Below are 21,422 nucleotides of genomic sequence, written 5' to 3'. Positions count from 1 at the left end.
ATCCGGATGGAGCGGCGATCAGCCGCCGTCGGTCGCCGGGGCATCGAGCACCCGTCGGATGCTCCACGCACCGAAGGTCTGCACGACCTCCGAGGCGGCGTAGGCGCGCCCGGCCTCCTCGAGGTCGAGGTTCTCGATGTTGGGACGGACGGTCGGCCCGTCGACGATCCACTCGATCTCGCGCCATCCGCCCGGATGGTGCTGGTCGAACTCGGAGTCGAGGTCGACCTTCTCGAGCGCGATGAGCGTCCACGGATCGTGCCATCCGCGTTCGTCGAGGTCGTGCCACATCGAGTACGGCACGAGCGTGACCGCGTCGTGCGGGATGTTCGCGGCGGCCCAATCGAGCGTGCGATGCCAGTCGGCGTTCGCGTCGCGGGCGACCAGCTGCACATCCCGCTCGAGCGAGCTCGCGGCCGGCACCAGCACCACGGTCGTCGCGAGCACGGCGGTGACGAGCATCGGCCCGGAGACCCGGGCACCGGGCGCCCGGTGGTGGATGAGTCCCTGCAGTCGGTCCCAGACGCGTTCGGCGGCCGCGCCGATCGCGATCGCGAGGAACGGCAGCACACCGATCACGTACATGGCCGGGAGGTAGCCCCGGCTCGCGACCATCGGGACGGCCCAGCACCCGACGGCGACCGCGATCCACCGCGTGCGCCGAGCGGTGAGGCAGACCAGTGCGGCGAGCGCCCCGCCGAGTATGAGGTACGCGTCGGCGGCGACCCAGCTCGCCAGGAGTTCCGACCGATGCGAGCCCTGTTCCCAGATCCAGCCCGATCCGGGTCGGGCGAAGAACTGGTAGGCCACGGCGTCCTGCAGCGACACATGGTCTGGGCCGGAGAAGAGCTCGCCGCGCAGGGCCGCCATGAGGGGGTACACGGCGAAGGTGAGCGCGCCGAGGGCGAGGAAGCCGACGACGGAGAAGGCCCGGCCCCGCCACGCCCCGCGATCGAGGAGGGCGACGAGCAGCGCCGGACCGAACGCCGCGGCGGTGAGCTTCGACAGCAGTGCGATCGCGGCCGCGACGCCGGCCGCGATGTGCGGCCACAGGGCGCGCCGGGGCGAGAGCGCGAGCCAGAACGCGAGGAGCAGCCATGTCGTCGCGATGCGGTCCAGGAAGACCTGGCGACCGAGCTCGAGGGACAGCGGCGACAGGGCGTACGTCAGCGCGGCGATCACCGAGAACGACCGTCGCGTGCCGACCCGCCGGCACACGAGGTAGACCAGCACGCACGAGGCGACCGAGAAGACGGCCATGGCGACCCGCATGGCCTCGATGTCGGTGCCGTCGCCGACGCCGAGGAGCTGGGGGAGCCAGGCGAGGGCGGCCAGCTGCACCCAGCCGAACGGCGGGTGGTCGTACCAGTAGGTGTAGGGCGCGAGGTCGCCGCGCTGGACTGCGACCGCCTGTGCCGTGTAGGTGCCCTCGTCGTCCTGGAATGCCGGCGCATCAGTGACGTTCCAGCACCCGACCACGGAGGCCGTCACCACGAGCGACAGGACGGCGATCGCGTCGGGCGAGGCGAGCATCCGCTCGACGGCGCGACGCGGTATCCGCAATGGTTCCGGCGTCCGGATGCCTCCCGGAGCGGGCGTCGTGATCGTCATGGCGACGTCTCCGCGCCGAGGTAGCCGAGGTGGCTTCCGGAATGATCCGTCTTCTCCCAGCGGAAGTCGCCGATCCGGAACTTCGCGTACGCGCGCACCGCGGCGATGGCCAGCACCGCCTGGTACGCCGGAGTGCCCAGGGCGAGGCGGAGGTAGTCGAGGGGGCGGATCGCGAAGCCGTGATCCCGGCCGAACTCCCACAGCATGCACGCCTCGATCGCGACGGTGCCCATCGTGGTGATGAGGGGCAGGTAGGCGATCAGCGTGACCGGCAGCGAGAAGTCGCCCGCGATCGCGAGCGCGATCGAGACCGGGATGGCGATTCCGGTCAGGGCCATGAAGTGCTGCTGCGTCAGCGTCCACCGCGCCGTCAGGCGCTCCCCGACGGTCCCGAGCCGGCGCCAGACGCCCTTCGCGTAGACCTGCATGAAGCCGAGCGACCAGCGGGTGCGCTGGCGGATGAGCGCCGCGACCGAATCCGGGGTCTCCTCGCGCGTGACCAGCTCGGGCGAGTACGCGACCACGATCTTGCGCCCGAGCGTGGAGAGGCGCACGCCCAGCTCGCAGTCCTCGGCGAGGCATCCGTCATCCCACCCGCCGATCGATTCGAGCAGGTCGCGGCGGATGAAGACGGTGTTCCCGCCGAGCGGGATGAACCCGAGCTCCGCGTGCACGTGCAGACGGGACCGGAACCAGACGAAGTACTCGAGGCAGTTGCGCAGGGCGAACCAGCTGTCGCGGTAGTTGACGAGCTGCACGGCGCCCTGCACCGCGTCCGCGCCCGTGGCCCGGAAGCTCGCGTCGATGTTCGCGAGCAGGTCGCGCGCCGCGATCGACTCGGCATCGAAGACGCCCACGATCTCCTTGCGGCACAGCCGCAGGGCGGTGTTCAGCTGCTTCGGCTTGTTCTTCCGCTCGCCGTGGTCCACGCTCACGCGGACCCGGTCGCCGTGCTCGGCGGCGAGGCGTTCGGCGATGTCGACGGTCTGCGGGTCGTCGTGGCCGACCGAGATGATCACCTCGAGGTCGGGATGGGACTGGCCCAGCAGGCGATCGAGGGTCGCACGCATGACGGACTCCTGCTCCATGCGGCACGGCATGATCAGCGAGAAGCTCAGTTCGGGGGTTCCGGCGTCGAGCGGGTAGGCCGTGCGATCCCGCCGCTTCGGGTCCCACCACGCGTACGTGGCGACGTAGAGCGTCGACACGGACAGCGCGAGCAGCAGCAGCGAGAACGCGATCAGCAGGAGCGAGGCGACGAGCATGGCATCTCGATTCGGGTTCGGGTCAGTCACCGGCTCCGCAGGCAACAGCGTCGCCGTCGGAGTCCAGTCGCAGGGGATCGGTTCCGGGTTCGCGGAGCGCGATCCCGTCGGGGAAGTAGGTGCGCACCTCGCCGCAGGTCCATGGATGCGCCATCGCGGCAGGGTCGCGGCCGGCGGCGCGCATCTCCTCGGCGTGCCCGGCCAGGCTGGGCGGCACGGCGCTCAGGCACTGACCGTCCTCGCCGTACGCGGCGAGGCAGCCGCCGAGGGCGCGGTCGCCGGGGACGACGTCCGACGGATCGACCGGGTCGCGCGGCGCACCGAGCTCCTCGGCACCGTTCCGCGTCGTCGTCGACGCGTCGGATGCGGCGTCGGCGAGCGTCGTGCCGGGTTCGCCACCGACGGGGGAGTCGGGCGGTGGGGCGAGCGGGACGGAGCCCGGCGGCGGTCCGTCGATCGACTGGGTGGGCGGAGTGGGCGCCGGAATCCGCGTCGGTGCGGGATGCTGCGCGGCCGACGTCGGCGCGAGGCCCGCGTGGTGCGCCGAGAGCACCGGAGGGCCCGCCTCGGTCGCCGGCCGGGGCCAGAAGGCGACCGCGGCGATCACCAGGAGGACCGGGAGCACCACCGCGGCGACGAGGCCGCGAGCGCGTCGGGACGGTGGCCGGGTCACGAGATCCACACCCACTTGGCGGAGCTCGGGACGCCGGCGGCGTCGAGCACCGTGAGCATGTACGGGCCCGGGGGCACCAGGTCCGGATCGAGCGGGATCTGCGCCGTCCGCACGCCTCCCGTGCCCGTGATGGGCAGGTCGACGAGCCGGGCGTTCGTGTCGGTCTGGTGCGTCGCCGACATGGGCGGCATCAGCGCCGCCGAGACGACCTCTCCCGTGACGCGGAGCTCGACGACCTCGCCGTAGGTGGCGGCGGCCGGCACCGACTCGATCGCCGGGCGCGCTCCGCGGAAGAGGTACGGCGGCGAGTACAGCGAGATCCGGTGCTCGAAGGTGTTGTCGGCGGGGTTCGACCCGAGCACGGCGACGCGACCGTCGGGCAGCAGGATCGCGCTCGAGTGGTAGTTCCGTCCGATCGGGTCGGCGGCCACGCTGCGCCACGTGTTCGCCGTCGGGTCGTAGACGGCGGCCGTGTGCACGTCGCCGGCCCGGTTGTAACGGGCGCCGTTCGCGGCCAGCACGGTGCGATCGGGCAGGTTCAGCAGGTTGACGTACGCCTTGCCCGGCCCGGGGAGGTCGGGCCCGGGTACGTAGGCCGGCGCGGGCTGCGAGAGGTCGATCAGGTCGACGAGGGCGATCGCCGGGAGGTTCGTGTCGGTGTTGCCTCCACCGACGATCATGACCCGCTGATCCTGCGCGGGCGGCAGCAGCACGGAACCGGCCGCGTCGCGCAGGTCCTTCTGGCGAAGCCCCGGCACATCCCAGATCCGCGCGGTCCTCCAGTCGTACAGCGAGGCACCCGTCCCGGGCAGGCCGTTGCCGAACGTGTGGCCGCCGGCGTAGAAGAGCATGCCGTCGTCGAGGAGGTACATGTGGGGATACGTGCCCCAGAAGCTCCACGTCTGCGGGACCTCGCCGGAACTCAGCCATCGCAGCTGCGACGTGTCGAAGATCTCCGTCAGAACGGTTCCCTCGGCCTTCTCGTCGAGTCCTCCGGCAGCCCAGACGTCGCCGTCGCCGAGCTTGGTGAGGGACGGGTACCAGTGGGCGCCGGCCATGTCCCCGGTCGCGTGGAAGGCGTCGTCAGCAGGATCGAAGTAGTAGCTCCGCTTCGAGCCCCGGAACGTGTTCGGTCCCTGCGTCTCCGCGGGGTAGGCCTCCGTGCCGCCGGCCAGCAGCACCTTGCCGTCGGGAAGGGTCACGTGGCCCGCGCAGAACATGTCGTACGGAACCGGGATCTCCTCGAACGCGTCGGTCGCCGGATCCCACACGGCCGCGCGGAACGTGCCGGCGGCGAACTGGCGACCGTCGTTGCCGGAACCGGCGACGAGCAGCAGGCGCCCGTCGTGGAGCAGTGTCGTGTGGACCGTGCGGAGCGGCATCTCCGCGGCCAGGACCTCCCAGGCGCCCGCCGCCGCGGGGTCGGTGGGCTCCGGTTCCGGGGTCGGGTCGGGGTCGACCGGCCTCGCCGTGAGGGAGTAGCCCGTCGTGGCGAGCACCCCGTCGGCGGAGACCGAGACGCCGAACGAGATGCGGTCCACGTCGGCCGGGATCGGCGGGAGCTGGGCGGTGGCCGTCGTCCACCCCGTAGTCGCGGGCAGCGCGGCCACGTCGGTCCAGTACGACCAGCCGAGCGGCGTGTGCGCGAAGACCGTCAGCCCGTTCGCAGGCGACGTGGACCGGTAGTCGACGGCGACGACGTAGCGGCCGCCGGGCACGACGGTGGGTGCGCAGCCGGCGGCCTCCGACTGGAGGAGCTTGAGGTCGCCGGAGAGCCTGCCGGACATCTCGATCGTGAACGATCGCGCGCCGGCCGGCGCCCAGGCGGGCAGGTCGGTCGTGATGGCACGGGTCGCCGTGTGCTGACCCCAGCCGCCCACCTGGAAGCAGCTCGGGACCACGTCGCCCTGGGCAAGGTGCGGATTCACGACGAGGTTCGCGGGCTCGTCGGGCGGCGATGGCGGTCGGGAGTCGACGAGCGAGTAGTCGTCGGTCGTGACGGTGCCGTTCGCGGCCAGCGACAGGCCGAAGACGAGCCGGTCGGTGCCATCCGGGATCGGCGGCGTGGTGGCCGTCGCCGGGGTCCATCCGGGCGTCGGGGGGAATGTGCCGAAGTCGCCCCAGTGGCTCCATCCGGCGGCGGTCAAGCGGAACGCGGTGAGGGTCACCGAGGCGGTGGAGTGGTACCAGACCTCCATCGTGTAGCTGCGCCCGGGCGTCACGATGGGCGCGCACGCGGCCGTCTCGCTCTGCATGAGCTTGCGATCGCCCTTCCGGTAGCCCGAGATCGTGAGCGAGATCGAGCGGGCTCCGGTGCGACCGGGGCTGGCCGACCAGGTCGGCTTGGTGCCCCAGCCGCTCGGCGAGAAGCAGTCGGGCCAGGACGCGCCCGCCTCGAGGGACGGGTTCGCGACCAGGTTGTCGGGGGCGGCGTCGGCGGTGGTGGGCAGGCCGGCAGCGCCTGTGGCGACGAGCGTGAGCACGGCGAGCGCCGCGGCGATGGCACCGGGGCGCCCGGCGCGCCGCCGGCGCGCGAGGGCGGGCATTGTGGGACTCCGCGTCTAGGGGTGACACATCCCGGCGGATTTCGGGTCGGCCGGATCTTGCGGCTAGCGGCTTCGGGGGGTGACGCTCGCCGGGAGCATTCCTGCTCGGCGGTGCGGGGTTCTGGGAAATGTAGTCGCGATCCTCGTTCGTGGACAACACCCCCCAATTGGGGCTACCCAATCCTCGCTCGGAAGAGCGCGCGACGCGGTCGTGTTCAGGGCGCGGATGGCTCCGTGGCGTCATCGCCGACGCGCGCCGCGTAGGGCCCGGCGTCCGGCCGCTTCGCGGTGACGAGGTCGCCCGAGGACTGGTGCCTGATTCGCCGGATGACCCAGGGGACCAGGTACTCGCGCGCCCACGAGAGGTCCTGCGTGCGGGCCTGCCGCCAGGAGTGCTGGGGCAGGGGCTCGGGCTTCATCGGCTCGAGGTCGTTCTCGACGTTCAGCGCGCGCAGCACCATCCGCGCCACCTCGTGATGACCGAGCGCGTTCAGGTGCAGGCGATCGCGGTCCCACATGCGCTGGTCCTGGATCTCGGCGAGCGCCCACTGGTCGGCGACGATGCAGTCGTGCTTCTGCGCGATCGCGCGGAGGTTCTCGTTGTAGATGGCGACCTTGCCGCGGATGCCGCGGAACACCGGGGAGAAGCCGACGTCGACGCCGGTGAAGAGCACGATGGTCGCGCGGTCGCGCGAGAGCCGCTCGATCGCGTACTCGAAGCGCGCCGAGATCTCGTCGGGGTCGGTGCGGGGCCGGATGACGTCGTTGCCGCCCGCGGAGATCGTGACGAGGTCGGGTCGCAGCTCGAGCGCCGGCTCGATCTGCTCGTCGATGATCTGCTGGATGAGCCTCCCGCGGATGGCGAGGTTCGCGTACGCGAAGTCATCGGCGCCCTGCGAGAGCACCTCGGCGACGCGGTCGGCCCAGCCCCGGTGGCCGCCGGGCACCCCGGGCTCGGGATCGCCGATGCCCTCGGTGAACGAGTCGCCGATCGCGACGTATCGCGACCACGGATGCTGTTGGGTCACCATCCCTCCATTGTGCACAGCCAGCCGAGTGGTCATGTGTCAGCCGGCTCGGGTAGCCTCCCATCCAGTGAGCACAGCGACCCCCTCCGGCCAGCACCTGCCTGGCACCTCGGCCGCCGAGCACCTCTCACCGTCGTTCCCGGCCCGTGCGCCCTGGGGTACCGCATCGAAGCTGCGCGCGTGGCAGGCCGAGGCGCTCGACCGCTACTTCGCGACCGAGCCGCGCGACTTCCTCGCGGCTGCGACCCCGGGCGCAGGCAAGACGACGTTCGCGCTGCGGCTCGCGGCCGAGCTGCGCGCCCGTCGCACGATCGACCGCATCACCGTGGTCGCCCCGACCGACCACCTGAAGCGGCAGTGGGCCGATGCCGCGGCGCGCGTCGGCATCCGGCTCGATCCCGGGTTCCGCAACGCGCACGGGCGCAGCGCACGCCATTACCACGGCGTCGCCGTGACGTACGCGCAGGTCGCCGTGCGGCCCGCGCTGCATCGCGAGCTGACCCTGTCGGGTCGCACGCTCGTGATCCTCGACGAGGTGCACCACGGCGGTGACACGCTCTCGTGGGGCGACGCCATCCGCGAGGCCTTCGAACCCGCCATCCGGCGCCTCTCGCTGACGGGCACGCCGTTCCGCAGCGACACCGCGCCGATCCCCTTCGTGCACTACGAGCCCGACGCGCAGGGCATCCGCGTCTCGAGCACCGACTACGACTACGGCTACGGCCGCGCGCTCGCAGACGGCGTCGTTCGACCCGTGATCTTCATGGTCTACGCGGGCAGCATGCGCTGGCGCACGAAGGCGGGCGACGAGATGGAGGCGCGCCTCGGCGAGGATGCGACGAAGGACATCCACTCGGCCGCGTGGCGCACCGCACTCGAACCGACGGGCGAGTGGATCCCGTCGGTGCTGCAGGCCGCCGACCGGCGCCTCACCGAGGTGCGGCATGCGATCCCGGATGCCGGGGGGCTGGTCATCGCCACCGACCAGTCCGTCGCGCGCGCCTATGCCGAGATCCTCGAGGGCGTCTGCGGCGAGAAGGTCACCGTGGTGCTCTCCGACGAGAAGGAGGCCTCCGCGCGCATCGAGGAGTTCTCGAACGGCACGAGCCGGTGGATGGTGGCGGTCCGCATGGTGTCCGAGGGGGTCGACGTGCCGCGCCTCGCCGTGGGCGTCTACGCCACGAGCTCGTCGACGCCGCTGTTCTTCGCGCAGGCGATCGGGCGGTTCGTGCGCGCCCGCCGTCGCGGCGAGACCGCGTCGGTCTTCCTCCCCAACGTGCCGGTCCTCATGGCGCTCGCGTCCGAGCTCGAGCGGCAGCGCGACCACGCGCTCGACCGCCGCTCCGGCGACGGCGACAACGACCCCGGCCTCGACGACGGCCTGCTCGAGTCTGCCAATCGCGAGGAGAAGGGCTCCGACGAGCTCGAGGCCGAGTTCACCTGGCAGGCCCTCGGGTCCGACGCGAACTTCGACCGCGTCGTCTACGACGGAACCGAGTTCGGCACGTTCGCCGAGCCCGGCAGCGACGAGGAGCTCGACTTCATCGGCATCCCCGGCATCCTCGAGCCCGAGCAGGTCTCCGAGCTGCTGCGACACCGGCAGGCGCGGCAGGCGCGCCGCGCCGCCGACCGGCGCAAGCACGCCGCGGCGACCGACGGCGCCGACGCCCACGGCGACGCGGCGGCGGGCTCGGCCGAGCCGGTCGCGCTCTACCGCACCCTCAAGGAGCAGCGGACGCTGCTCAACAGCCTCGTCGGCCTGTACGCCCGGCAGAACGGGCAGGCGCACTCGCTCGTGCACGCCGAACTCCGGCGCGCGTGCGGCGGCCCCGAGGTCGCGCAGGCGACCGTAACGCAGCTGCAGTCGCGCATCGAGTTGCTGCGCAAGCGCCTGTCCGGGCGCTGAACCGTCGGCGCGCCCTCGATGCCGCGCGGCTCAGCTCGCCGCGTCGACCGTCGCCGGTGCCGCGGGTTCGTGCGAACGACCGAGGTCCCGGGGTTCCGCTGCCGCGTCGAGCGCGGCCATGAGGTCGGCGGTGAGGTCCTCGACGTGCTCGAGCCCGATCGAGAGGCGCACGACGCCCGCGTGGGGCTTGGCGTGGGCCGCGACCGGTCGGTGGGTGAGCGAGGCGGGGTGCTGCACGAGCGAGTCGACGCCGCCGAGCGAGACCGCGTGCGTCACGAGCTCGCACGCCTCGGTGAACCGGCAGGCGGCATCGAAGCCCCCGGCGAGTTCGACCGCGATGATCGAGCCCGGACCTGCGAGCTGCCGGCCGATGAGGCCCTGCGGGTCCTGGCCGGGCAGGCCGGGATACCGGACTCGCGCGACCGCGGGGTGGGCCTGCAGGCGAAGAGCCAGCTCGGCCGCCGTCTCCTGCTGCGCGCGAACGCGAACCGGGAGGGTGCGGATGCCGCGATGCAGGAGGTAGGCGCCCATCGGGTGCAGCAGGCCGCCGGTGAGCGCGCGGACGCGGCGGAGGCGCTCGACCCATCCGGTCGGGCCGGCGACGACGCCGCCCATCGCGTCGCCGTGCCCACCGAGATACTTGGTCGCGCTGTGGAGCACGAGCGTCGCGCCGTGCTCGATCGGGCGCTGCAGCACGGGCGTCGCGAAGGTATTGTCGACCAGGAGCGGCACGCGCCCCGCGGCATCCGCCACCGTGCGCAGGTCGACGAGCTCGAGCGTCGGGTTCGCGGGGGTCTCGACGATCACGAGGCCGGTGTCGGGGCGGATGGCGCTCGCGATGCCGTCGACGTCGGTCCACGTCACCTCGGTGCCGAGCAGCCCGCCCTCGAGCACGTGGTCGGTGCCGCCGTAGAGCGGCCGCACCGCGACGACGTGCGGAGTCCCCGCGGAGGCCGTCGCGATCAGCGTGGCCGCGAGCGCCGCCATCCCGCTGCCGAAGGCGACGGCCCCCTCCGCACCTTCGAGGTCGGCGAGCGCGGTCTCGAACCGGGCGACGCCCGGGTGCCACAGTCGCTGGTACACCGCCGAGCGGTCGTCGCCCAGCGAGCCGCCGGTGGCGAGCGCCTCGTAGGACAGGCCGCCGTTCTCGACGTCGCCGAGCGGGTTCGTCGTGGAAAGATCGATCGTGGGGACGTGGGAGCCCTGCTCGCGCACTCCCGCCATCCCAGCATGGACGGCACGGGTCTCGAGGTTCGACGTCGTTGTCAGCATGCGAGCAATGAAGCAGAATCTGTGACGTTTTTCAAGTCCGCATGCAGAGTCTTGCACTTCTTGCTCTGCGGGCGCAGAATCTTCGTAGTCATATGAAAGGGAAGCGAGTCATGGTGCAGAAACCCGAACTCGATCGCGTCGACCGGTCGCTGCTCGCCGCCCTGTCGAAGAACGCCCGCGCGTCGGGCGCCGCACTCGCGGCCGAGGTCGGCGTCGCCGAGTCGACCGTGTCGCTGCGCCTCCGCCGATTGCAGACGCTCGGAACGGTCCGCGGGTACCGCGTCGACGTCGACCTCGCCTCGCTCGGCGTCTCCCTGCAGGCGCTGATCGCGATCCGGCTCGTCAAGCACGACCGCTCCGAGATCGACGCGTTCCGCAACGCGGTGCCCCACCTGCCCGGCGTGCTCGGCGTGTTCCACATGGCCGGCGCCGAGGACTACCTCCTCCACGTCGCCGCGCGCGACGCCGAGGAGCTGCGGGAGTTCGTGCTCGCGCACCTCACGGGCCACCCCGCGGTCGCCCACACCGAGACGAACCTGATCTTCGAGCACGTCGACGGCGACGGCTGGCAGCAGCTCGTCGGCTGACCGGCGGGCCGGCGCGGCCGGCCGCGTTCGGCACTCCGAAATGCTGCCAATCCGGCCGCTCGGCGCGTGTGCGCGCCATCCGTGCCGCTAGCCTTTCGGGGGCCCCGCGGGGCCGAACGCGACGAGGCGGGCGCCGGAGCCGACGGGATCGCGACGGGCCGCCCGCGACCCGATGGAGCCGACATGACCACCGAGCAGCCCCTGGGCACCCCGGCCGACCGCGCCCGCTGGAAGCGGTACCTCGCCGCCGAGCGCGCCGAGGCCGCCGTCTACCGCGAACTCGCGGCGCGCCGCGACGGCGAGGAGCGCGCGATCCTGCTCGCGCTCGCGGCCGCCGAGGGCCGCCACGAGGCCCACTGGCTCGCCCTCCTCGACGGGGACGACACCGGTATCCCGCGTGCGGATGTCCGAACGCGCGTGCTCGCGGCACTCGCCCGCACATTCGGGTCGATCTTCGTGCTCGCGCTCGCCCAGCGCGCCGAGGCTCGCTCGCCCTACTCGAGCGACCCGCACGCGACCGCGGCGATGGCGGCGGACGAGCGCATCCACGGCGAGGTCGTGCGCGGGCTCGCGGCGCGTGGCCGGCGCCGGCTCGCGGGAACCTTCCGTGCCGCGGTGTTCGGCGCCAACGACGGGCTCGTCTCCAACCTCGCGCTCGTGCTCGGCATCGGCGCCACCGGCGTCCCCGCCCCCGTCGTGCTGTTCACGGGCATCGCCGGCCTGCTCGCCGGTGCGCTGTCGATGGGCGCGGGGGAGTACGTCTCGGTTTGTTCGCAACGCGAGCTGCTCGAGGCATCCGCCCCCGATCCCACCGCCCGCGAGGCGCTCGGCGACCTCGACATCGACGCGAACGAGCTGGCGCTCGTCTACCGTGCTCGCGGCATGGCCGAGGACGAGGCCATCGACCAGGCCGCCCTCGTGATCGCGCGCGTGCAGGCGGCCGAGCGGCGGCAGGCACCGACCGACGCGATCGGCACGGTCGACCACGACGACGAGGCCGTCGGCACGGGCATGAGCGCGGCGATCTCGAGCTTCCTCTTCTTCGCGTCGGGCGCGCTGATCCCGGTGCTGCCCTGGCTGATCGGGATGTCGGGCACCGCCGCCATCGTCACCGCGACGGTGCTCGTGAGCCTCGCCCTCCTGCTCACCGGAGCGACCGTGGGCCTGCTCTCCGGCGCGTCGCCGCTCAAGCGCGCGCTGCGACAGCTCGCGATCGGGCTCGGCGCGGCGGCCGTCACGTACCTCCTCGGCCTCGCCTTCGGCACCACCATCGGATAGGAGCCCGTCACATGTCCCGACCGGTCGCCCTCGTCACCGGCGCAGGCCGGCGCAACGGCATCGCCGCGGCGATCGTCCTCGGCCTCGCTGCCGACGGCTGGGACGTCGCATTCACGTACTGGCGCGACTACGAGCGGCGCATGTCGTTCGGGGGCGAGCCCGACGCCGACCCGGTCACGCTCGCCCGCGATCTCGAGGCGGCCGGAGCACGAGCCCTCCCGATCGAGGCCGACCTGGCGCGCCCCGAGGCGCCCGACCGCATCGTCGAGGAGGCCTCGAGCGTGCTCGGCCCGGTCGGCGCGCTCGTGCTGGCGCACTCCGAGAGCGTCGACAGCGGCATCCTCAGCACCTCGGTCGAGAGCTTCGACCGGCATTTCGCCGTGAACGCGCGAGCAGCGTGGCTGCTGATCCGCGCGGTCGCCCGGCAGCTGCCCGACGGTGGCGGGCGGGTCGTCGCGCTCACGAGCGACCACGTGGTGGGCAACATGCCGTACGGCGCGAGCAAGGGCGCGCTCGACCGCATCGTCGTCGCGTCGGCCGGCGAGCTCGCCCGGCTCGGCATGACGGCGAACCTCGTCAACCCCGGACCCGTCGACACCGGATGGATGGACGAGCCGACGCGCAGGCTCCTCGCCGAGCGGCAGCCGACCGGGCGGCTCGGCACGCCCGACGACGCGGCGCGGCTCGTCCGGTTCCTGGTGTCGCCGGAGGCGCGCTGGATCACCGGCCAGCTCATCACCTCCGACGGCGGCTTCTCCATCTGAGGGCGTGGCGGGTCGCTCGGGCGCCGTTCAGCCGACGGATGACTCGGCCGGCGCGGTCACGAAGTCGATGAGCTCCTCGACCCGGCCGAGCAGGGCCGGTTCGAGGTCGCCGTAGCCGCGCACCCGGCCGAGGATGCGCTGCCAGGCGCGCGCGATGTCGGCCTGCTCCTCGTGCGGCCAGCCGAACGCGGCGCAGATGCCGTGCTTCCACGGGGTGCCCCGGGGGATGGTGGGCCACGCGTCGCGGCCGAGCCGCGCGGGCTTCACCGCCTGCCAGATGTCGACGTACGGGTGCCCCACGACGAGCACGTGTCCGCGGTGCCGACCGCGCATGACGGCGTCGGCGATCCGCTGCTCCTTCGAGCCCGGGATGAGGTGGTCCACGAGCACGCCGACGCGGCGTCCGGGCCCGGGACGGAAGTCGTCGAGCACCTCGCCGAGCACGTCGACACCCTCGAGGTACTCGACCACCACCCCCTCGACCCGCAGGTCGGCGCCCCAGATCTTCTCCACCAGCTCGGCGTCGTGTCGGCCCTCGACGAAGATCCGGCTGGGCACGGCGACCTTCGCCGGGCCGGAGGCGGTCGCGAACGAACCCGATGCGGTGCGCAGCCGGCCCTGCGGCGCCGACGGCGTGGGTGCGGTGAGCCGGACCGGCTCGCCGTCGACCAGGAAGCCGGTGCCGAGCGGGAACATGCGCGTGCGGCCATGGCGGTCCTCGAGGGTCACGGTCTGCTTCTCGACCGCGACGACCGCGCCGCAGTAGCCGTCGGCTGCGAGCTCGACGACGAGGTCACGGGTCGCCGGGACGTCCGGGATGGTGCGGCGCCCGGCGGCCCGCCAGTCGCCGGCGAGCACGTCGCCGCCGTAGCGGTCGGGGCCGAATCGATCGTTGGTCGCGGGAGGCACCGGACGAGGCTAACCGAGCCGGGTTCGTGCGACCGGGCGACACGGCGTGGTCTCGAAGCGCTGTGGCGCTCCTCGACCAGCGGGTGCGACGCGCTCGTGGGCTACTCGACCGCTGGTCGAGGCACCGCACGGCGGCGCGTGAGCAGCACCATCCACGCCGACCCCGCGAACGCGACGCCCGCGGCGAGTGCGAACGCCCACGGGATGCCGTACGGTGCGGCGACGAAGCCGAGCAGGATCGGTCCGATTCCGAGTCCGAGGTCGATCGCCGCGCTCGCGGTGCCCGAGGCGATGCCGCGTTCCGCCGGGCCGGCCGTGGCGAAGATCGCCGAGAAGAACGCCGGTGTGCTGAAGCTGACGCCGACGGCGATGACGGCGATGCCCGCGAAGACCCCCGATGGATCCGGCCAGACCGCCGCGAGCACCAGGCCGGTGCCGATCGTCGCGAGGGCCGCGGCGCCCAGCGGCAGCGATGGCAGTCGGTCGGGAACCCGGGCGAAGGCGATGCGGCAGGCGACCACGATGGCCCCGTAGGCGAACAGTGCGAGGCTCGGGTCGGCGATCCCGACCCGGGTCGCGTGCAGCGACGCGAAGGCGAGGAATCCCCCGATGGCGGCGAGCGAGGTGAGGAAGCCGATCGACGCCGGGATCGATGGCCGGTGCACGATGCGGAACGGTTCACCCCGTTCGGTGCGCGTCGAGCTCGTCTCGCCGATGACGAGCACGAGCACGGCCGTGACGAGCGCGAGCGCGGCGGCGCCGAGCCACGTCGCCGGGTAGCCGAGGTTCTCGAGCAGCACCTCGCCGAGGAGCGGCCCCAGCGCGATGCCGAGGTAGAGGCCGAGCGAGTTGTACGACAGGGCCTCGCCGATGCGCTCGACCGGGGCGATGTCGGCAAGGGCGGCGAAGCCGGCGACGAAGAACGCGGCCTCGGCGACGCCCGCGGCCAGGCGCAGGACGATGATCGTCACCAGGTCGGCGGCGACGGCGGTGAGAGCGAGGCATGCCGCGGCGAGCAGTGCGCCGCCGACGAGGAGCGGACGCCGGCCGATGCGGTCGGTCAGCCGCCCGGCGAACGGCCGGAGCACCAGCGCGGAGACCGCGAACACGCCGAAGGCGAAACCCGCCGCGACCTCGTCATGGCGGAGGGGCCCGGTCACGTACAGCGGGAGGGCGAAGATCGACACCCCCGCGGCGGTGAAGTAGGCCAGGTCGGCGATCGTCAGGGCGACGAACGAGCGGGTGAACAACGGCGCCCGTGCCGTTTCGGCCATGACGCACCCCCTTGCCGCGGTGCGCTCCGCACCGTTCGCCCGGGTCGCACTCAGCGTACCGCCGAGCGGATGCCGCGGCGCCCGGCACGTCAGCGGAAGTCGCGCGATCGGTTCGTCGTCGACACCGTGAGGGGCTCGAACCGGTCGGCGACGAGGTTGACGACGCCCTCGCTCGAGCGTTCGAGGATGCCGCGGACGACCATCGCGGGCGCCTCGCGCGCGATGCGGCGGTACCTCGTCCAGACGCCGACGCTCGCGATCACGTTGAGCGTCCCCGACTCGTCCTCGAGGTTCATGAACGTGATGCCGCTCGCGGTGGCCGGGCGCTGACGGTGCGTGACCACGCCGCCGACCTCGAGGCGCCGACCCGACTCGGCCTCGCGGAGCAGGTCGATGCGCACGACCCCGCGGGCATCGAGGCGGTCGCGCACGTGCCGGATCGGGTGGTCGTCGGGGGAGATGCCCGTCGCCCAGAGGTCGTACACGACCTGCTCGGCATCGTTCAGCATCGGCAGGAGCGGCGGCTGCACGACGACGACCGCGCCCGGCAGGTAGTCGGCACGATCCTGCGCTGCCTCGCCGGCGAGCCACAACGCCTGCCGGGGCGCGAGATCGAAGCACTCGAACGCGCCGGCCGCCGCGAGCGCCTCGAGCTGCGTCGCATCGAGGTCGGCTCGGCGCGACAGGTCGGCCATGTCGCGGTACGGACCGTGCTGCTCGCGTTCGGCGACGATGCGCTCGGCGACCTTCGCGCCGATCGAGGTGACGTCGGCGAGGCCGAGCCGCACGGCGAACGCGCCGTCGCGACGGTGCTCCGCCGAGCGGTCGGGCGCGTCGCGATGGAACTCGCCGACGGGCGGCTGCGTCGCGTCGGCGCACGCCGGCATGCCGGTGTGGCGACGGATGCCGCTCGCCCCCGCCGCGGCATCCGTCGCCGGCTCATCGGGGCCGTCCGCCTCGCGCGGTTCGAGCCCGGCGTTCACACCCGATCGCGCGAGGTCGGGTCGGAGCAGCTCGACGCCGTGCCGGCGCGCGTCGGCCGTGAGCGTGTGCGGCGAGTAGAACCCCATCGGCTGCGCGCGCAGCAGCGCCGCGAGGAACGCCGCCGGGTAGTGCAGCTTCAGCCACGAGCTCGCGTAGACGAGCAGCCCGAAGCTGATGGCGTGGCTCTCGGCGAAGCCGAAGTTCGCGAACGCCTCGATTTTCTCGTAGATCGCGTCGGCCACGTCGGGCGCGATGCCGTTGCGCTCCATGCCGGCGTAGAGCTTCGCGCGCAGCTTCTCGATCTTCTCGACGCCGCGCTTGGAACCCATCGCCCGGCGCAGCAGGTCTGCGTCGGCCGCGTCGCAGTCGCCCACCGCGACGGCCATCTGCATGAGCTGCTCCTGGAACAGCGGCACGCCCAGCGTGCGCCGCAGCACGGGCTCGAGCTTGGGATGCAGGTACGAGACCGGCTCCTCGCCCGTGCGCCGACGGATGTACGGGTGCACCGCGCCGCCCTGCACCGGACCCGGACGGATGAGCGCGATCTCGACGACGAGGTCGTAGAAGCAGCGCGGCTTGAGCCGGGGGAGCGTGCCCATCTGCGCGCGCGACTCGACCTGGAACACGCCGATCGAGTCGGCGCGGCAGAGCATGTCGTAGACCGCGGGCTCCTCCTTCGGGATCGTCGCGAGCTCCCAGTGCTCGCCCGTGTGCTCGCGCACGAGGTCGAACGTGTACTGCAGCGCCGCGAGCATGCCCAGCCCGAGCAGGTCGAACTTCACGAGGCCCATCCACGCGCAGTCGTCCTTGTCCCACTGCAGCACGGTGCGGTTCTCCATGCGCGCGTGCTCGATCGGGCAGACCTCGCCGACGGGACGGTCGGTGAGCACCATGCCGCCGGAGTGGATGCCGAGGTGGCGCGGGAACGTCAGCAGCTGCTCGGCGAGCTCGACGACGGCCTCCGGGATGTCATGGTCCTGCGTCTCGACCACCGCGCCCCAGCGCTCGACCTGGCGCGACCACGCATCCTGCTGACCGGTCGAGTAGCCGAGCGCCTTCGCCATGTCGCGCACGGCGCCCTTCGGCCGGTAGCTGATCACGTTCGCGACCTGCGCGGCGTTGTGCCGGCCGTACTTGCCGTAGACGTACTGGATGATCTCCTCGCGCCGGTCGGAGTCGAAGTCGACGTCGATGTCGGGCTCCTCGTCGCGCAGCGACGACAGGAACCGCTCGAACGGCAGCTCGTAGAAGATCGAGTCGACGCCGGTGATGTCGAGCACGTAGCAGACCGCCGAGTTCGCCGCCGACCCGCGACCCTGGCAGAGGATGCCGCGGCGGCGCGCCTCCTGCACGAGGTCGTGCACGATGAGGAAGTAGCCGGGGAAGTCCTTCTGCTCGATCACGTCGAGCTCCTTCGCGAGCCGGTCGCGCACGGAGTCGGGTACGCCCGGGTAGCGTCGCTCGGCGCCGCGCCAGACGAGCTCGCGCAGCCACGACATGGGCGTGTGCCCTTCGGGCACCTCTTGCCGGGGCAGCTTCGGCCGCGCGCTGCGGAGCCGGAACGTCAGGTCGCGCGCGAGGGTCACGGAGTGGGCGACGGCGCCGGGGTAGCGGTCGAACCGCGCGAGCATCTCGGCGCCCGAGCGCAGGTGCAGCCCATCGGAGGCCGGCAGCCAGCCGTCGAGCTCGTCGAGGCTGCGCCGGGCCCGCACCGCCGCGAGCGCCGACGCGAGCCGGTGCTCGCCCGGCGTCGCGTAGTGCACGGCATTCGTCGCGAGCACGGGCAGGCGCGCGCGGGTCGCGAGCTGGGCGAGCGCGTCGTTGCGGACCTGGTCGAGCGGGTCGCCGTGGTCGGTGAGCTCGACGACCACCTGGTCGCGGCCGAACAGCGCGACGAGCCGGTCGAGCTCGCGCCGCGCGGCATCCGTACCGCCCTCGCCGGCGAGCGCCCGACGCACGGCGCCCTTGCGGCACCCCGTGGAGACCACCCAGTGTCCGTCGGCGCGCGCGGCGAGCTCCTCGAGCGAGTACGTGGGGCGACCCTTCTCGCCGCCCGCGAGCTGGCCAGCGGTGATCGCCGACGCGAGCCGATGGTAGCCCTCCTCGCGCGCGGCGAGCACCAGCAGGTGGTCGCCCTCGGGGTCGGCCGCCCCCATCTGCGGCTCGGTGAGCCCGAACGACAGCTCGGCGCCGAACACCGTGTCGAGCTCGGGGTACGACTCGGCGGCCTCGGCGAAGCGCACCACGCCGTAGAAGCCGTCGTGGTCGGTGATGGCGATGCCGGTGAGGCCGAGCCGGTGCGCCTCCTCGACCAGCCGCTCTGGCCCCGACGCGCCGTCGAGGAAGCTGAACGTCGAGTGCGCGTGCAGCTCGGCGTACGGCACGACGGGCCCGGCGGGTCGCTCGTCGGCGGTCTGGGACGGGCGGTACGGATGTCGCTTCCGGCTCCACCCCGGGCTGTCGCCGCCGTCGGCCACGACCTTCGAGGCGCTCGGCCGCTGCCGGTCGGAGAGCCGCCGCTCGAGCTCGGACCACGGGATCTCGGGGTTGTTCCAGCCCATCAGTCGTACCTCGCCTCGGCCCACCAGCCGTCGGCGTCGCGGACCAGGAGCCATGCGCAGCCGTCGTGGTCGACGACCTGGAACCGGTGCACGCGGCGGGCGCGCTCGGCATCCCACCAGCGCTCCACCACGGGCCACGGACCCGCCCACGCGCGCACGGCCGCGGGCGCGGCCCGCCCGGCAGCGCCGACCGCGAACGAGGCGGGCGCCGCCGAGATCGCGCCGCGCGCATCGACCGCCACGGCCGTGCCGCCCGCGTCGACGAGCGCGACCGGAAGCCGCTCGCGGAACACGCTGGCCGGCGCGAGCGCGGGCAGGCTCCCCGGCCACGGCGCGTCGGCTGAGCCGCGCTCGGGGGCGCGGTCGCCCCACGGCACGAGGACCTGCCGGTCGGCGAGCATGCGCCCGCCGCCGATCGCCGCGGTCACGACCCCCTCGTGGCCGAGCATGCTCTGCACGCGGGTCAGCCCGTGATGCACGCGCTCGTCGGGCCCGCCGCCCCAGAGGCCCTGCTCGTGGTTGCCCGTCGAGTCGACGCGCTCGGGCACCACGCGCAGCCGCACGACGGGGGAATCGAGCCCCGCATCGACCGTGCCCGCGCCCTGCAGCTGCCAGCGCACCCGGTCGACCACGTCGGCGGGCGTGAACCAGTGCGGGTGCAGCCAGCTGCGGCTCGAGTGCCCGCCGCGTTCGTCGTCGAGCTCGACGCGGATGCCGGTGCACACCAGCCGCACGGCCCGCATGCGCTCGATGAACTCCTCGGCCCGCACACGGAACGCGAACGCGAGCTGGTCGATGCGGTCGAGCGGCGGCTCGAAGTGCTGCTCGACCTCGAAGTCGGGCGGGGGAGTGCGCGGGGCGACGCGCGACTGCTCGCGCCCCGCGGCGCGGTCGTGCGCGAACGCGCCCGCCGCGCCGAACCGTCGCCGGACGTCGTCGTCGGGCAGCGCCGCGAACTCGCCGAGCGTGCGCACGCCGAGCCGGTGCAGCAGCGTCGCGGTGCGCGCGTCGACCACGAGCGCGACGGGCAGCGGTGCGAGGAACGCGGCCGCCCCGCCGGCCGGCACCACGTGCACCGCCGTGCCGGGTCGGCCTGCCGCGGCGGCACGCGCCGCCTGCTCGGCCGCGAACGGACCGTCTGCCACGCCCACCCGGGCGCCCACCACCCCGAGCCCCGCGGCGGCCTCGAGCAGCGCCCGCGCCGCGGCATCCTCACCGCCGTAGTACCGGGCCGGGCCCCGTGCCCGCATCGCCAGCGTGCCCGGCCGAAGCACCTGCACGCCCGGCACGATCGCCTCGATGCCGCGCACGACCGGCTCGAACGCGCGATGGTCGAGCGCCGCGTCGTACTCGAGCACCGTGAGCGAGGTCGAGCGGTACTGCGCCTCGCGGAGCCGCAGCCCCCGCGCGACGCCGTCGCGCCGGGCCGCCGCCGAGCACGAGTGGACGAGCCCCGCCTCGGTGAGCGCGACCGGCGCCGCCGAGTCGATGCCCGCCTCGCGGCACGCGGCGAGCACCGGCCAGTCGGGGCACCAGAGCACGATGGTGCGCACGGCCGTGCTCACGACGCCCTCGCCGCGAAATCGGGCCGGTGCACGAGGCCGCCTGCAGCTGCGTCGAAGGTGGCGGATGTCGCGTCGCGCTCCATCGCGCCGACCTCGTCGACCGCGGCGAACCCCAGATCGCCCGCGGGCAGCCGCAGGCGGCGCCGGCTGCCCCGGCCGACCTCGCCGCGCCCCGTGACCCGGACGACGACCTCGCGCTCGGCCAGGTGCCCGTGCCCGTGCTCCAGTCCGCTCCAGTCGCTCTGCTCGAGCTCGAGCCGTGCGTCGCTGCCCGGCCAGTCGCCGTCGACGAGCAGCAGCGCGCCCCGCTGGCGGAGCCTGGCCGTGAACCGCGACGCCTCGGCGGGCGCGAGCCGGCCGACGGGTCGAACCGCGACCACCGGGATGACGTCGGCGAGCGCCGCCGCGACTGTGAGCCACTGCCGGCCGGGGTCGGGCACGAGCACGAGCCGCTCGAGGTCGATGCCGAACCGCGCTGCCGCCTCGACGCCGAACTCGGGGATGCCCGCGACCGCGACCCATCGGCCGCTCTGCGACGGCCCGGCGAGCGCGGCCATGAGCAGCGTGACCGACCCCTCGACCTGCACGACCGCGCCCTCGCGCAGCGCGCCGCCGGGCAGCACCGAGGCGAGCGCCGGATGCGTGGGCACCGCTCGCGAGTCGAGTCTGGTGGCCTGCATGCCGCGGATGCGCGCCTGCAGCGCTTCGACGCGCTCGAGCCGCGCACCCGGCTCCGCACCCGGCTCCGCAGCCGGCGGGGAAGCGGCCGGTGCTGGTCGGGGAGCGGTCATCGTCACCACTCAATGTTCGAACACATGTTCGAATACGGCAAGTCGCGGATGCCACGCGTCCACGCCCCCGACCGGGGGTCGCCCGTCCGCCGGCCCCCTCCTCGAGTTCGTTTCTCAGGTCGGACGCGCCGGATCCACACGCATCTCAGGCGAACACGCCGTCGATGACGGCGACCCGCCGGATAACGCCTGAGAAACGCCACGCAACCCCGGAAACGCGAGAAGGCCGGATCCGAAGATCCGGCCTTCTCGACAACGCGTGCGCGAGGGGGGACTTGAACCCCCACGCCCGTTAGGGCACTAGCACCTCAAGCTAGCGCGTCTGCCATTTCCGCCACCCGCGCGTTGTCTCAGCCCCCGATCGCTCGGCGGCCGTAGAAGACATTAGCACGCTTTTCCGGGCCCACC

15 protein-coding genes and 1 tRNA gene are annotated in these 21,422 nt (G+C 73.2%); 4 read left to right on the top strand and 12 right to left on the bottom strand.

The annotated features are described in order from the left end of the window. Positions 1 to 18 precede the first annotated feature (18 nt). The 5 genes from ACZ4TW_RS11345 to ACZ4TW_RS11325 form a co-directional block, all read right to left on the bottom strand. Complete coding sequence (locus ACZ4TW_RS11345) at positions 19 to 1,611, bottom strand: ArnT family glycosyltransferase (protein WP_465542819.1); 1,593 nt, start codon at positions 1,609 to 1,611, stop codon at positions 19 to 21. Continuing rightward, positions 1,608 to 2,906, bottom strand: coding sequence for a glycosyltransferase family 2 protein (locus ACZ4TW_RS11340; protein WP_465542818.1), 1,299 nt, complete (start codon positions 2,904 to 2,906; stop codon positions 1,608 to 1,610). The genes ACZ4TW_RS11345 and ACZ4TW_RS11340 overlap by 4 nt, the downstream gene beginning before the upstream one ends. Then, entirely contained in the window at positions 2,899 to 3,549 is a 651-nt protein-coding gene (locus ACZ4TW_RS11335) for a hypothetical protein (protein WP_465542817.1), read from the bottom strand. Before ACZ4TW_RS11335 ends, ACZ4TW_RS11340 begins: the two co-directional genes overlap by 8 nt. Next, positions 3,546 to 6,095, bottom strand: a complete 2,550-nt coding sequence (locus tag ACZ4TW_RS11330; RefSeq protein ID WP_465542816.1) for a galactose oxidase-like domain-containing protein — start codon at positions 6,093 to 6,095, stop codon at positions 3,546 to 3,548. Before ACZ4TW_RS11330 ends, ACZ4TW_RS11335 begins: the two co-directional genes overlap by 4 nt. A 215-nt stretch (positions 6,096 to 6,310) precedes the next feature. Continuing rightward, the gene (locus ACZ4TW_RS11325) at positions 6,311 to 7,126 is read right to left on the bottom strand and encodes an SGNH/GDSL hydrolase family protein (protein WP_465542815.1); all 816 of its coding nucleotides are present in this window, start codon (positions 7,124 to 7,126) and stop codon (positions 6,311 to 6,313) included. A 31-nt stretch (positions 7,127 to 7,157) separates the two neighbouring features. Between ACZ4TW_RS11325 and ACZ4TW_RS11320 the strand changes: the two genes are divergently transcribed. Next, entirely contained in the window at positions 7,158 to 9,029 is a 1,872-nt protein-coding gene (locus ACZ4TW_RS11320) for a DEAD/DEAH box helicase (protein ID WP_465542814.1), read from the top strand. A gap of 30 nt (positions 9,030 to 9,059) precedes the next feature. Here ACZ4TW_RS11320 and ACZ4TW_RS11315 read toward each other — a convergent pair whose 3' ends face one another. After that, complete coding sequence (locus ACZ4TW_RS11315) at positions 9,060 to 10,301, bottom strand: trans-sulfuration enzyme family protein (protein WP_465542813.1); 1,242 nt, start codon at positions 10,299 to 10,301, stop codon at positions 9,060 to 9,062. 110 nt (positions 10,302 to 10,411) lie between these two features. Here ACZ4TW_RS11315 and ACZ4TW_RS11310 point away from each other — a divergent pair, with 110 nt between their 5' ends. The 3 genes from ACZ4TW_RS11310 (at position 10,412) to ACZ4TW_RS11300 (ending at position 12,930) form a co-directional block, all read left to right on the top strand. Then, complete coding sequence (locus tag ACZ4TW_RS11310; RefSeq protein WP_465542812.1) at positions 10,412 to 10,888, top strand: Lrp/AsnC family transcriptional regulator; 477 nt, start codon at positions 10,412 to 10,414, stop codon at positions 10,886 to 10,888. A gap of 183 nt (positions 10,889 to 11,071) precedes the next feature. Then, positions 11,072 to 12,166 (top strand): VIT1/CCC1 transporter family protein, encoded by a 1,095-nt coding sequence (locus ACZ4TW_RS11305; RefSeq protein ID WP_465542811.1) that lies wholly within the window; start codon positions 11,072 to 11,074, stop codon positions 12,164 to 12,166. Positions 12,167 to 12,177: 11 nt separating this feature from the next. Continuing rightward, positions 12,178 to 12,930, top strand: a complete 753-nt coding sequence (locus ACZ4TW_RS11300; protein WP_465542810.1) for an SDR family oxidoreductase — start codon at positions 12,178 to 12,180, stop codon at positions 12,928 to 12,930. Positions 12,931 to 12,957: 27 nt separating this feature from the next. On the opposite strand, the gene ACZ4TW_RS11295 is transcribed toward ACZ4TW_RS11300, so the two are convergent. The 6 genes from ACZ4TW_RS11295 to ACZ4TW_RS11270 form a co-directional block, all read right to left on the bottom strand. Next, positions 12,958 to 13,839 (bottom strand): DUF3097 domain-containing protein, encoded by an 882-nt coding sequence (locus ACZ4TW_RS11295; protein ID WP_465542809.1) that lies wholly within the window; start codon positions 13,837 to 13,839, stop codon positions 12,958 to 12,960. A 101-nt stretch (positions 13,840 to 13,940) separates the two neighbouring features. Continuing rightward, a complete protein-coding gene (locus ACZ4TW_RS11290) occupies positions 13,941 to 15,113 on the bottom strand; it encodes an MFS transporter (RefSeq protein WP_465542808.1) in 1,173 nt (390 codons plus the stop codon). Between the two features lie 89 nt (positions 15,114 to 15,202). Beyond that, positions 15,203 to 18,658 carry an error-prone DNA polymerase gene (locus tag ACZ4TW_RS11285; RefSeq protein WP_465542807.1) on the bottom strand — a complete coding sequence of 1,152 codons (3,456 nt, stop codon included), beginning with the start codon at positions 18,656 to 18,658 and terminating at the stop codon, positions 15,203 to 15,205. Beyond that, positions 18,658 to 20,223 (bottom strand): DNA polymerase Y family protein, encoded by a 1,566-nt coding sequence (locus ACZ4TW_RS11280; protein WP_465542806.1) that lies wholly within the window; start codon positions 20,221 to 20,223, stop codon positions 18,658 to 18,660. Before ACZ4TW_RS11280 ends, ACZ4TW_RS11285 begins: the two co-directional genes overlap by 1 nt. Next, positions 20,220 to 21,014 carry a hypothetical protein gene (locus ACZ4TW_RS11275; RefSeq protein WP_465542805.1) on the bottom strand — a complete coding sequence of 265 codons (795 nt, stop codon included), beginning with the start codon at positions 21,012 to 21,014 and terminating at the stop codon, positions 20,220 to 20,222. The genes ACZ4TW_RS11280 and ACZ4TW_RS11275 overlap by 4 nt, the downstream gene beginning before the upstream one ends. A 260-nt stretch (positions 21,015 to 21,274) precedes the next feature. Beyond that, positions 21,275 to 21,358: transfer RNA gene (locus ACZ4TW_RS11270), tRNA-Leu, on the bottom strand. Between the last annotated feature and the right edge of the window lie 64 nt (positions 21,359 to 21,422).

Source organism: Agromyces sp. NPDC029043, assembly GCF_055564615.1.
This window is presented reverse-complemented; position numbering and strand designations above follow the sequence as displayed.